Below are 13,141 nucleotides of genomic sequence, written 5' to 3'. Positions count from 1 at the left end.
GTTCGCGCTGAGGGCATGGTCGTAACCGTCACGATTTTATGACTGCAATCCTAAGCACCTTAGGTTAGGGTCAGCCCGGGAAGATCACCGTCCGAAACCTCAATCGAGAGGCATGGCATGACCGTTGAAGCCAGATCTGTTCGCATCATTCGGACAGTTGTTGAAACGCTGCGCCCACAGTTCAATGTGGAGTTATGGGACGGTACGCGCATAGGCGCATTCGATGGTCCGTCACTGGTGATCAACGATCCGACGATCGTTCGGCAGCTCCTTCTCAAACCGAATTACGATTCGCTGATCGAGATATGGACCTCAGGTCGGGTCGATATCAGTAATGGTACAATCTTCGATCTCGCCAAAGCCAAAACCGACGGGAGCGTGAAGAACAGGCTGAAGGAGTTGCCAAAATGGCAACTACTCAAGGATCTCCCGGCTCTTCTTTTTGCTGGTAAACCCAATAGACGCGATGTTCTTGACGGCAAGGAGCCTTTTGTCAGCGGATCGAACAAGGAGGCAATCACGCATCACTACGACGTCTCCAACGAGTTTTACCGTTTATTCCTCGATGAGCGAATGGTTTACACCTGCGGCTACTTCACGGACTGGGCTAATGATATCGACCAGGCACAGAAGGACAAGCTGGAGCTCATCTGCCGAAAACTGCGATTGAAACCGGGGGACCGGCTTCTTGATATCGGGTGCGGTTGGGGCGCTCTCCTGATTTATGCTGTGCAGAATTTTGGTGTCATCGGCACCGGCGTTTCGTTATCGGAAGCCCAAACGGCGCTGGCGCGAGAAAGGATCAAGCTGGCAGGACTTGAAGACAGGATTACCATCCACGTCAAATCCTATGCAGAGCTTGACGGTCAGTTCGACAAGATTTCATCTGTGGGAATGTTCGAACATGTTGGTATCGCCAATTACGACAGCTATTTCAGCGCCGTCCATCGACTTCTGCGCCCCGGCGGGCTTTACATGCATCACGCAATCACCCGGCGCATGAAAAAGGACAAGAAATCCTTCAAACGTAAAAGCGCAGAGCATAAGGCTCTGGTGAAGTATATTTTCCCTGGTGGGGAACTCGACCATCTTGGCATGACAGTAGAAAACCTCGAAGGGCACGGGTTTGAAGTCCACGACGTCGAAAATCTCCGCGAACATTATGGCATGACGTGTCGGTTATGGTGCGAACGCCTCTATAACAATTTCGATAAGGCCGTCGCTGAAATAGGTTATCCGAAAGCGCGCCTATGGCTGCTCTATCTTGCGGGATGTTCGCTGGCATTTGAGCGAGGAACCGTCCAGATCAACCAGACTCTGGCCTCGAAGCGCAAACGCGGTATTTCCGCTGTGCCTCAGACCAGAGCGGATATTTATGCGGGGTTCGAAAAATCTGACAGCTGAGAGGCTGCGAATACCCCTCCCTATCCTTCGCGAAGGCTCTATTCCTTTTTGTAAAGTGTACGCGACCGTTCAAGATGTCGAAGCATGGCAGCTTCAGCGCGGTCTGCATCCTTGACGGACAGACAATCCAATATCTCCTCGTGTTCCACGAGCGTATATTTCTCTTTGCCGGTCCAGATAAGCATATGAGTGTGATACTCCTTCAGCCAGGCAAGCATGGCTTCGCTCACGGCCACTAGAATGGGATTGCCGGAAATCCTGGCTATCCGGACATGAAACTCCATATCGGCTGCGATAAAGGCGTCTGCGTCACCGAGCGATTCCCGCTGCCGTTCGATGATCTGTCGCAGTTCAGCGATATCAGTCTCGGTAATTTTCTGCGCGGTCTCGCGGACGATGCCGCGCTCGAAGAAAATGCGCGCGCTCTTCAAATCTTCCAGCGTGTCCATTGACTGCGCAAGCATGATCTTTGCGGTTGGATCCACCTGCTGGAAAATCGATCTTGCAGTCAGCTTCAACACCTTGGCACGCTCGCCGTGTGAAATGCTCACCAGTCCCATTTTGGCGAGCGACTGCATTGCCTCGCGAATTGCAGGGCGACCGACACCGAAACGTTCCATCAGCACGCGTTCCGACGGCATCTCGTCTCCCGGCTCCAGCTCGCCGGAAGTAATCATGTTTTCGAGCCGATCAAAAACTTCGTCGGACAATTTGCGACGAACAATAGGTTCGAATGGCTGGTTCATTACATCTCACCCCTCAGGCGCTTTTCCTTCTTATGCATCTTCGACTGTCCGGAGAAAAGCTGTTTGCCCACAGCAGTCCGAGCGCCGCACAATTTTTCACTTGCGCATAATGGAATACTCATTATACCAGTTGACCTGTAAAAGCCAGCGAAGTATCGCGGGCAACGAACCAATCGCCTGTTCCGGTAGTAGCCATGTACATCCGCCTGACCTATCGCATTGAGACCACCGGCAGCATCGAACAGATGGCCGCGAAGATTGCGAGCGATCAGTCGACCGGCACTTTTGTCGCCGTTCCAGGTGAAACGGAAGAACTCAAGGCGCGCGTCGCGGCGCGTGTGCTGGAAATCCGTCCGCTGGAAGACGCAACGTGCCCCACATGGCCAGAGCTTGAACCCGGACATGGCCCAATCAAGCGCGCGGATGTCGATATCGCATTTCCGCTTGATGCTATCGGCACCGATCTTGCAGCACTCATGACGATAGCCGTTGGCGGCGTTTATTCGATCAAGGGCATGACCGGCATCCGCGTCGTGGACATGAAGTTGCCGGAAGCTTTCCGCACAGCACATCCCGGCCCGCAATTCGGTATCACCGGAAGCCGCCGCCTTACCGGCGTTGAGGAACGTCCGATCATCGGCACCATCGTCAAGCCGGCACTTGGCCTGCGTCCGCACGAAACCGCAGAACTGGTCGGCGAGTTAATCCAGTCTGGTGTCGATTTCATCAAGGACGACGAGAAGCTGATGAGCCCGGCCTATTCGCCGCTCAAAGAGCGCATCGCCGCGATCATGCCGCGTATTCTCGATCACGAGCAGAAGACCGGCAAGAAGGTCATGTATGCCTTCGGCATCTCTCATGGCGATCCTGACGAAATGATGCGCAACCATGACATGGTGCTGAAAGAAGGCGGCAATTGCGCGGTAGTCAATATAAATTCCGTCGGCTTTGGCGGCATGAGCTTTCTACGCAAGCGTTCGGGTCTCGTACTTCATGCCCATCGCAACGGCTGGGACGTCCTGACCCGCAATCCCGGTGCAGGTATGGATTTCCGCGTTTATCAGCAGTTCTGGCGTCTGCTCGGCGTCGATCAGTTCCAGATCAACGGCATCCGCGTGAAATATTGGGAGCCGGACGAAAGCTTCGTCAATTCGTTCAAGGCCGTCAGTACACCGCTGTTTAACCCATCCGATTGTCCGCTACCTGTGGCGGGGTCCGGCCAGTGGGGCGGACAGGCGCCGGAAACTTTCGAGCGCACGGGCCGCACCACGGACCTGCTTTATCTGTGCGGCGGCGGCATTGTCAGCCATCCGGGCGGCCCGGCAGCTGGTGTTCGCGCTGTGCAGCAGGCCTGGGAAGCGGCTGTCGCGGGCATTGCGCTTGAAACATATGCAGCAGATCGCCCTGAACTTGCAGCCTCGCTCGCAAAATTCGGGAAAGGCGGCGAGTAATGTCCGAGGTTTCCAACAGACTGCTGCTCTCCTATTACGGCGACGATCTCACCGGCTCGACCGATGTCATGGAGGCACTCGCTTCTCACGGCGTCGATACCGTTCTGTTCATGAATGTCCCGGATGAAGAGCTGCTTGCCCGTTTTTCTCATTGCAAGGCTATCGGCCTCGCGGGTACCAGCCGCAGCGAAACGCCGGAATGGATGGAGAAACACCTCACGCCTGCATTCAACTGGTTGAAAGGCCTCAATGCGGCTATTGCGCATTACAAAGTCTGCTCGACCTTCGATTCCGCACCGCATGTCGGCAATATCGGCAAGGCCGTGGAAATCGCCAAAGCGATCTTCGATCAGGCCTATGTGCCCTTGATTGTCGGCGCACCACAACTGAAGCGTTACACCGCTTTCGGCAATCTGTTCGCCGCCTATCAGGGCGAGGTCTATCGCATCGACCGCCACCCGGTCATGAGCCACCATCCGGTCACGCCGATGCATGAGGCGGATCTGCGGTTGCATTTGGCTCAACAGACACCGCTTAAAACCGTGCTTGCAGACCTTGCAACCCTTGGCTCGCAGGACGTCGATGATCGCGTCAGCGCTATCGCCAACAATGTTGACGGCATGTTGTTGTTCGACGTCGATAGTCATGAAAGTCAGCTGCAAGCAGGCGAACAGCTCTGGCGCTTGCGTGCCCGCGAAGGCTGGTTCGTCGCTGGCTCGTCGGGTGTTGAATATGCGCTTCTGGCCGCATGGACCAAAGCGGGACTGATTGGATCAAAAAGAGAGTTTCCGCTCCCCGGCAAGGCAGACCGCATTGCGGTCGTTTCAGGAAGCGTGTCGCCCACCACGGAACGCCAAATCCGTCATGCGACGGCATCAGGCTTTACCGGCATTGATCTCAATCCCCTCGAACTTCTCGGTGAAAACAGCAATCAGGCAATCGAAACGGCTATTGCTGAAGGCGAGAAGGCGCTCAAGCAGGGCAACAGCGTGATCCTTAACACCGCCCTTGGTCCTTCTGCTGATCGCGGCACGGAGATCGACAGGATCGCTGGCAGCCGTCACAAACTGGCGCGTAGCCTCGGATTCATACTCCGCAGCCTGGTCGAGCGCGAAAGGCTTACCCGCGCAGTCATTGCAGGCGGGGACACTTCCAGCCACGCATTGCGCGAATTGCATGTTGATGCGCTCACCACGCTTTTGCCGCTTCCACAAACTCCCGGCTCGCCGCTTTGCACTGCACACGGTACTCCCGCTGCAACCAATGGCCTGCAGATTGCTCTCAAGGGCGGTCAGGTCGGCTCTGACAATTACTTCAGCCAGATTCGCGACGGAGCACGCGTCTAACCTGGAATACTCATTGACTGGTTATACCAGTCGCGATACCAAAACATGGGAAGGAAATTTCAATCATGACAGCTATCGCTTTGTTCGGAGCGGGCGGCAAGATGGGCTACCGTCTGGCCAAGAACCTCAAGGGTTCGCGCTTCGACGTACGCCACATCGAAGTCAGCGACGCAGGCAAGGCCCGCCTCAAGAACGATCTTGGCATCGACACCATTGACGCTGATGCAGGTCTCGAAGGCGCTGAAGTCGTCATTCTGGCTGTGCCGGATACCATCATCGGCAAGGTTGCCGCAGGCATCGTCGACAAGCTCAAGCCCGGCACAATGGTTATCGCGCTCGATGCAGCCGCACCATTTGCCGGTCATCTGCCAGAACGCGCAGACCTCACCTATTTCGTGACCCATCCGTGCCATCCGCCGATCTTCAACGACGAAACGGACATGCAGGCGAAGAAGGATCACTTCGGCGGTCTGTTTGCAAAGCAGCACATCGTTTCGGCTCTCATGCAGGGTCCGGAAGAAGCCTATGCGCTCGGTGAAGAAATCGCCAAGGTCATCTGGGCGCCTGTCATGCGCTCGCACCGCGTGACTGTCGAGCAACTTGCAATCCTCGAGCCGGGCCTTTCGGAAACCGTTTGCGCATCGCTTCTTGTCGTCATGAAACAGGCCATGGACGAAAGCGTTCGTCGCGGCGTTCCAGAAGAAGCAGCGCGCGATTTCCTTCTCGGCCACATGAATGTTCTCGGCGCCGTCATCTTTGGCGAAGTCCAGGGCGTATTCTCCGATGCCTGCAACAAGGCAATCGAATTCGGTATTCCGGCGCTGATGCGCGACGACTGGAAGAACGTTTTCGAACCGGAAGAAATCGCAGAAAGCATCCGTCGCATTACGTGACGTCACTTGGGAGGGCGGCGCACGCTCTCCCCTTTTTCCGCCCTTTTGGGAAATGGGGCTTATTGGGAGGTCTACATGAAATTCACACGCAGAAAAATTGCGCGCGGTTTTGCGATTGCGGCCGTTTCGGCAACATTGGCAGGCGGCGTTGTCATGCCGGCATGGGCTGCTGACCTGATCGCGATCATCACGCCATCGCATGACAATCCGTTCTATAAAGCTGAAGCAGTGGGCGCTGAAGCCAAGGCCAAGGAACTTGGCTACGAAACGCTGATCCTTCAGCATGACGACGATCCGACAAAGCAATCGCAGCTGGTCGATACGGCCATCGGTCGTGGCGCAAAAGCTATCATTCTCGACAATGCCGGTTCGGAAGCATCGATTGCCGCCGTGCAGAAGGCCAAGGATGCCAAGGTCCCTTCATTCCTGATCGACCGTGAAATCAACGCTTCAGGGGTTGCGGTTTCGCAGATCGTATCCAACAACTATCAGGGCGCGCAGCTGGGTGCTGAAGAATTCGTCAAGCTGATGGGCGAAGCCGGTAATTATGTCGAACTATTGGGCCGTGAATCCGACCTGAACGCCGGCACCCGCTCCAAGGGCTATCACGACGTCATCGATGAATATCCTGATATGAAGATGGTTGCACAGCAGTCAGCCAACTGGAGCCAGACCGAGGCTTTCACCAAGATGCAGAGTATTCTGCAGGCAAATCCGGATATCAAGGGTGTGATTTCGGGCAACGACACCATGGCCATGGGCGCATGGGCAGCACTTGAAGCTGCTGGCCGCAAAGACGTTATCGTGGTCGGCTTCGACGGTTCGAACGATGTTCGCGATTCCATCAAGGCGGGCGGCATCAAGGCAACCGTCCTCCAGCCGGCCTATGCTCAGGCACAGATGGCCGTCGTTCAGGCTGACGAATATATCAAGACCGGCAAGGGACCTGCTGAGGAAAAGCAGCTGATGGACTGCGTGCTCATCAACCCTGACAATGCCGACAAGCTCGAAACCTTCGCCTTGAAGGACTAACCCTCCAGCTTGCAAGGCCGGGGGCGTACACCGCTCCCGGCACATTCCTGATATCGAGGATAGATTCATGTCAGTGCTGAAGTCAGCTTCCATTATTCTGCTGGCCTGCGGTGTCGCGCTTTCGGGCTGCAAAATCATCAAGACCCCGACAGCGGAAGAAGCCGCAGAAGCACGCGGCGATAATTTCAATCCGGATCGTTCGGTTTCCGACATCTGGGACGCAAAGGTTCAGCCGTTCTTTGCCGAAAAAACTGCGACGCTCGATGAAGTGATGCAGGTAGCAAATGCAGACGCGGACGCCGCCGGAGCAAAATACGGCCATCGCGAGAAGCAGGGCAATGCCCCCTGGACTTTCGCCGTCAAGCTTGAAGGCACCGTTGTCGCTGCAGAAACGAAATCCCGCGCCGCCTATGTCGACGTCGATAGCAATGGCGATGGCAAGCCCGATGCACGCGTGCAGATTGGGCCAACCGTTCGCGGCACTGCAATCCGCGACAGCCTCTCATTCGTGAACTTCAACGAATTCCGCAACCAGATCGACTGGGCGCAGTTCGGCAAGGCTTTCAATACCCGTATCAATGACGACGTATTATCCAAACTGCCGCGCGAAAATCTGGTCGGCATGAAGGTGAAAGCCCAAGGCGCTTTCTCCTTGCCCTCAAAGGGTCAGCTTCCGGTACTCACCCCCGTTTCCATCTCTTTGGAGAAATGAGCCATGGAGACGGAAACGATCCAGAAGCACGATATCGTCCTCAAGCTTGAAGATGTTTCCAAGGTCTATTCGGGCATTGTCGCGGTCAAGCGCGCCAATCTTGAATTGCGCCGCGGTTCGGTCAACGTGCTTGTCGGTGAAAACGGTGCTGGCAAATCCACGCTGATGAAAATCATCGCTGGCGTTGAACGCCCGACCATGGGGAAGATTATTCTCGATGGCGAGGAAGTGGCATTCGACAGCCCGGCCGACGCGCAGAAGCGCGGCATTGCGATGATCTTTCAGGAGTTGAACCTGTTTTCAAACATGACGGTGGCGGAGAACATCTTTGCCACACGCGAAATCATGCGTGGGTTGCGCGGTATCGATCACAAGGCGCAAATCGCAAAGGCCAATGAATATCTCGACCGGCTTGATGCAGGCATCAGCGCAAATACGCTTGTGGCCGATCTGCCTATCGGACAACAGCAGCTCGTCGAAATCGCCAAGGCCATTTCGCTCGATGCGCGCATCGTCATCATGGACGAGCCGACTTCGGCACTTTCCGCAGCCGAAGTGGATATTCTGTTCAAGGTGATTGCTGAATTGAAAAGCCAAGGGGTGGCGATCGTTTACATTTCGCATCGTCTCGAAGAACTGATGCGGATCGGCGATTACATCACCGTTCTGCGCGACGGAAAAATCACCGGGCAGGAAGAAATCAAAAATATCGATACGCAATGGATCGTGCGTTCGATGATCGGTTCGGATGCCAAGGATTTTGCCAAGCCGGTGACCCACAAGATCGGTGCGGAACGGTTTCGCGCCGAAAACATCACGCTGCCACGCCCAACAGGCGGGCTTGCAGTCGATGATGTCTCGCTAACTGTCCGCGCAGGTGAAGTTCTTGGAATCTACGGCCTTATGGGGGCTGGACGTTCCGAGTTTTTCGAATGTGTGATGGGCCAGCACGGTCATTCCACGGGCCAAATCTATATCGATGGCGAGGAAGTGAAGGAGCGAGACACGACCCGTCGTATCCGGCGCGGCCTTGCACTTATCCCGGAAGATCGCCAGCGTGAAGGCCTGGTCCAGATCCTGTCGATTGCCAGCAACCTGACACTGGCAAGCCTCGACCGTCTGGCGCGTTTTTTCCACATCACGCCTAAGCGCGAAAAACAGGCCATTCAACAGGCGATCAAAGACCTTTCGATCAAGGCACCGAACCCGGAATTCGAAGTTACTTCAATGTCGGGCGGCAACCAGCAAAAGGTGGTGATCGGCAAGGCGCTGATGACCAATCCAAAAGTTCTTCTGATGGACGAGCCGTCGCGCGGTATTGATGTGGGCGCAAAGGCCGACGTCTTCCGCACCATGCGCAGGCTCGCCGCCGAAGGTCTTTCCATTCTCTTTTCAACCTCCGATCTGGAAGAAGTCATGGCGCTTTCCGATCGCATCGCGGTGCTCAGCAATGGGAAGCTGGTCGCCATATTCGACCGCGATAAAGCGACGGAGGCCGATATTGTTGCCGCTTCGGCCAAGGGCCACGGACATACGCATGACAACGACCACAGCAAACAAACAAGGGAACGCGCGTCATGACAGCCAACACGACGACGGCCGCCACTGACTCAACCTTTAACAGCGGCTCGGCCCTGCTGACGCTGATGAAACTGAGAACCTTCATCGCGCTTTTCGCGGTGTTCATCTTCTTCTCGTTCGCAGCACCGAACTTTCTGTCGACCGCCAACCTGATCCTGATGTCAAAGCACGTTGCCCTTAACGCGTTTCTTGCAATGGGCATGACTTTCGTCATCATCACCGGCGGCATCGACCTTTCAGTCGGCTCAATTGTCGGGCTTTGCGGCATGGTTGCCGGCGGTCTTCTGATCTACGGTATCGATCTTGGCATCGGCTATACGATCTATTTCAACATCATCGAAATATCGCTGATTACACTGGCCGTTGGCGTCGCCGTTGGCTTCATAAACGGGCTATTGATCACCAAATTGAATGTCGCGCCGTTCATCGCAACACTCGGCACGCTTTATGTGGCACGCGGTCTGGCACTTCTGTCCTCCGATGGTCAGACCTTCCCGAACCTTGTGGGCCGCGAAGATCTGGGCACAACCGGCTTCGCCTTCCTCGGATCAGGCAGCATCCTTGGTCTTCCGGTCTCGATCTGGATTCTGATCGTCGTCGCATTGGCCGCAGCCTATATCGCGCGATACACGCCTCTTGGTCGTCAGATTTTCGCAGTCGGCGGCAATGAACGCGCTGCGCGCATGTCCGGCATCCATGTCGACCGCGTAAAGATGTTCGTCTATATGTTTTCAGGCTTCTGCGCCGCGATCGCTGGGCTTATCATCTCGTCTGAACTCATGTCGTCGCATCCGGCAACCGGTAACTCGTTTGAGCTTAACGCCATCGCGGCAGCAGTTCTCGGCGGCACCTCCATGTCGGGCGGGCGCGGCACCATCGGCGGCACCATCATCGGCGCATTCGTCATCGGCATTCTCTCCGACGGTCTGGTCATGATGGGCGTATCGTCCTTCTGGCAGATGGTCATCAAGGGCCTGGTCATCATCATTGCCGTGGTGGTCGATCAGGCACAGCGCCGCCTCCAGCAGCGCGTTACACTCATGCAAATGGCAAAAGCGGGTTAAAAATGGCAGAATTGAATGGCGCTCTGATCGGCTGCGGTTTCTTCGCAATCAACCAGATGCATGCATGGAATGACGTTTCGGGTGCCAAGATCGTGGCAATCTGCGACCGCGATCCGGAGCGGTTGAAGATTGTCGGCGACCAGTTTGGCATCGAGCGCCGCTACACGGATGCTGAGGCGCTATTTGCGGATGGCGGTATCGATTTTGTCGATATCGCCACCACCGTTGCAAGCCACCGCGCGCTGGTGGAACTTGCTGCCACCCATAAGGTGCCGGCAACCTGCCAGAAACCTTTTGCGAAGACGCTCGACGATGCAAAGGCGATGGTGAAGGTCTGCGATGAAGCAGGCATTCCTCTGATGGTGCATGAAAACTTCCGCTGGCAGACGCCTATCCAGGCCGTGCGCACGGCGCTCGACAGCGGCGCCATCGGCGCGCCGTTCTGGGGTCGCTTTTCATTCCGCTCCGGCTTTGATGTTTTCTCCGGCCAGCCTTATCTTGCAGAAGGCGAGCGCTTCATCATCGAAGACCTTGGCATTCATACGCTGGATATTGCACGTTTCATTCTGGGTGACGTGACAAGCCTTGTCGCACGCACCAAGCGCGTCAATTCGAAGATCAATGGCGAAGATGTGGCAACCATTCTCATGGACCATGAAAATGGAGCTACTTCCGTTGTCGATGTGAGCTATGCCACCAAGCTCCAAACCGACCCTTTCCCGGAAACGCTGATCGAACTGGACGGCACTGAAGGCTCGATCCGTCTTTATCAGGGCTATCGCCTTGAAGTAATTACGTCGGAGGGTACGACAGTTTCCGACGTTTCGCCAAAACTGCTCTCCTGGGCCTCGCGCCCGTGGCACAATATTCAGGAAAGCGTTTTTGCTATTCAGCAGCATTGGGTGGATAAACTCGCCTCCGGTGAAGAAACCTCGACATCGGGCGCAGACAATCTCAAGACCTTTGCGCTTGTCGAGGCTGCCTATGACAGTGCAGCAAGCGGCAATCGCATCGACATCAAGGCATTGCTGAAATGAGCAAAGTCGATCCATTCCTGCTCTATGGCACGCGCGAAGCAGAAGTTACGGCAACGCATCTGAAAGCAGGGCTTCTTGCCGTCGATCTCAGCGACGGCAATCTTCGTACCATCACCTATGACGGCGTCGAGGTTCTGCGCGCCATCTCCTACCTGGTAAGGGATCGCGATTGGGGAACCTATAATCCCGAAATCCATGATCTGAATGTTGAGCAAAACGACAGCGGTTTCATCGTCACCTATCAGGCACGTTGCGAAAGCCCGGATGCAACGCAACTCGCCATTGATGTCCGCATTCAGGCCGAGAGTGACGGCGCACTCACTTTCGACGCTGTGGCCAATACCGCGACCGGCTTTGAAACCAACCGTTGCGGCTTCTGCATTCTGCATCCGGTCATCGGCGTGGCCGGTTCGCCCGTGACTGTCGAGCATGTCGATGGCGTGTTCAACAAAACCCGCCTCCCCGACCTGATTGAGCCGTGGCAGCCCTTCAAGGACATGCGTGCAATCACCCACGAGGCTACGCCCGGCGTCATGGTCGAATGCCGCATGGAAGGCGATACGTTCGAGATGGAAGACCAGCGCAATTGGTCAGATGCATCCTTCAAGACTTATGTGCGTCCACTGGCTTTGCCATGGCCCTACCGGATCGAAGCTTTGAAGCCCCAGCGTCAGCGCATTGTGCTCAACATTGCTGACACGCGCCCAGCAACATCCAAAGTGGCCCAGCATGCTGAACCGGTGAAAATCACTTTCGGTGACGCAAGCGGCGTCATGCCCAGTATCGGCATCATCATCACCCCGGAAGAAGCCAAGGCCAGTTTAGCTGCAACAGAGTTGCTTCGGGAAATTGCCCCGCAGGACCTGCTGTTTCATTACGATCCGTTGGCGGGACATGAAGGTTCAGTCTTTGCAGATTTCGCAGCATTAGCCGGGAACCACAAAAGACGCGTCGCGCTTGAAATTGCGCTGCCGTGCAAAACCAACCTTATCGACGAGACGACTGCAATCGCGTCCGATATGAAAGCAGCGGGCTTCACCCCGGATGCAATCATCGTTTCGCCTGCCATAGACCGACAATCGACGCCGCCCGGCAGCGAATGGCCGCCGTGCCCGCCGCTTGAAGATGTTTATGCAGCAGCAAGAGCAGCCTTCCCAAATGTGCGTCTCGGCGGCGGAATGCTAAGCTATTTCACCGAGCTCAATCGCAAGCGTGTTCCGGGTGAGCTTATTGATTTTGTCAGCCACTGTACCAATCCGATTGTCCATGCCGCTGATGATCTCAGCGTCATGCAGACGCTGGAGGCGCTTCCGTTCATTACCCGTTCCGTGCGCGCGATCTATGGCGACAAGCCCTATCGTATCGGGCCGTCCACCATTCCCATGCGCCAGAATCCCTATGGCAGCCGCACAATGGAAAACCCGCTAGGCAGACGCATAGCCATGGCCAACCGCGATCCGCGTCATAATGGAAAATTCGGGGAAAGCTTTGCAAGGGCCTATGCCATATCGGTGCTGAATGCAGGCCTCGACAGCCTGACGCTTTCGGCTGTCACCGGCCCGTTTGGGCTTATTGCCGGGGAAAACGAGCCAACACCCGCAGGGGGGAAACGCCCCCTTTTCAATACGATAAGAACCTTGTCTGCGCTGGCAGGAAAGAAATGGCAACAGCTTGTTTCGTCCCGGCCCGGCCACGTTCTGGCTTTTGCGACAGAACAAGAATTCTGGCTGGTGAACATCACTCCACAACATCAGGCCGTCAGCATAGCTCAGTCTGGCGAGGTTACTCTTGAGCCCTATGCGGTCGAAAGTTTGAGACGCTCCTGTCTTTAGCGTGCGGCTCGTTTTGATGACCGACGGCATGAGTTGGAACCGG

General features: G+C 55.8%; 11 protein-coding genes. 10 read left to right on the top strand and 1 reads right to left on the bottom strand.

The annotated features are described in order from the left end of the window. Positions 1 to 117 precede the first annotated feature (117 nt). Positions 118 to 1,404, top strand: coding sequence for an SAM-dependent methyltransferase (locus tag ABWW28_RS19545; protein WP_176588593.1), 1,287 nt, complete (start codon positions 118 to 120; stop codon positions 1,402 to 1,404). 38 nt (positions 1,405 to 1,442) lie between these two features. Here the strand turns inward: ABWW28_RS19545 and ABWW28_RS19540 are convergent, their stop codons facing one another. Continuing rightward, a complete protein-coding gene (locus ABWW28_RS19540) occupies positions 1,443 to 2,150 on the bottom strand; it encodes a transcriptional regulator NanR (RefSeq protein WP_006470110.1) in 708 nt (235 codons plus the stop codon). Between the two features lie 194 nt (positions 2,151 to 2,344). Here ABWW28_RS19540 and oiaX point away from each other — a divergent pair, with 194 nt between their 5' ends. The 9 genes from oiaX (at position 2,345) to apnL (ending at position 13,098) form a co-directional block, all read left to right on the top strand. After that, a complete protein-coding gene (gene oiaX / locus ABWW28_RS19535) occupies positions 2,345 to 3,601 on the top strand; it encodes a 3-oxo-isoapionate-4-phosphate decarboxylase OiaX (protein WP_176588592.1) in 1,257 nt (418 codons plus the stop codon). Next, on the top strand, positions 3,601 to 4,947 hold the full coding sequence (locus tag ABWW28_RS19530) for a four-carbon acid sugar kinase family protein (protein ID WP_176588591.1): 1,347 nt from the start codon (positions 3,601 to 3,603) through the stop codon (positions 4,945 to 4,947). The genes oiaX and ABWW28_RS19530 overlap by 1 nt, the downstream gene beginning before the upstream one ends. Positions 4,948 to 5,012: 65 nt before the next feature. Further along, positions 5,013 to 5,840, top strand: coding sequence for a phosphogluconate dehydrogenase C-terminal domain-containing protein (locus ABWW28_RS19525; protein WP_140022610.1), 828 nt, complete (start codon positions 5,013 to 5,015; stop codon positions 5,838 to 5,840). A 75-nt stretch (positions 5,841 to 5,915) separates the two neighbouring features. Continuing rightward, a complete protein-coding gene (locus ABWW28_RS19520; protein ID WP_006471861.1) occupies positions 5,916 to 6,872 on the top strand; it encodes a D-ribose ABC transporter substrate-binding protein in 957 nt (318 codons plus the stop codon). Between the two features lie 67 nt (positions 6,873 to 6,939). Beyond that, entirely contained in the window at positions 6,940 to 7,584 is a 645-nt protein-coding gene (locus ABWW28_RS19515) for a DUF2291 family protein (protein WP_176588590.1), read from the top strand. Between the two features lie 3 nt (positions 7,585 to 7,587). Beyond that, positions 7,588 to 9,165, top strand: a complete 1,578-nt coding sequence (locus tag ABWW28_RS19510) for a sugar ABC transporter ATP-binding protein (RefSeq protein ID WP_176588589.1) — start codon at positions 7,588 to 7,590, stop codon at positions 9,163 to 9,165. Then, positions 9,162 to 10,229 carry an ABC transporter permease gene (locus ABWW28_RS19505; RefSeq protein ID WP_176588588.1) on the top strand — a complete coding sequence of 356 codons (1,068 nt, stop codon included), beginning with the start codon at positions 9,162 to 9,164 and terminating at the stop codon, positions 10,227 to 10,229. The genes ABWW28_RS19510 and ABWW28_RS19505 overlap by 4 nt, the downstream gene beginning before the upstream one ends. 2 nt (positions 10,230 to 10,231) lie before the next feature. Continuing rightward, complete coding sequence (locus ABWW28_RS19500) at positions 10,232 to 11,266, top strand: Gfo/Idh/MocA family protein (protein WP_176588587.1); 1,035 nt, start codon at positions 10,232 to 10,234, stop codon at positions 11,264 to 11,266. After that, positions 11,263 to 13,098 (top strand): D-apionate lactonase, encoded by a 1,836-nt coding sequence (gene apnL, locus ABWW28_RS19495; RefSeq protein WP_176588586.1) that lies wholly within the window; start codon positions 11,263 to 11,265, stop codon positions 13,096 to 13,098. Before ABWW28_RS19500 ends, apnL begins: the two co-directional genes overlap by 4 nt. Positions 13,099 to 13,141: the final 43 nt, after the last annotated feature.

The sequence above is a fragment of the Brucella sp. NBRC 14130 genome (assembly GCF_040371715.1).
Taxonomy (GTDB): Bacteria; Pseudomonadota; Alphaproteobacteria; order Rhizobiales; family Rhizobiaceae; genus Brucella; species Brucella intermedia.
This window is presented reverse-complemented; position numbering and strand designations above follow the sequence as displayed.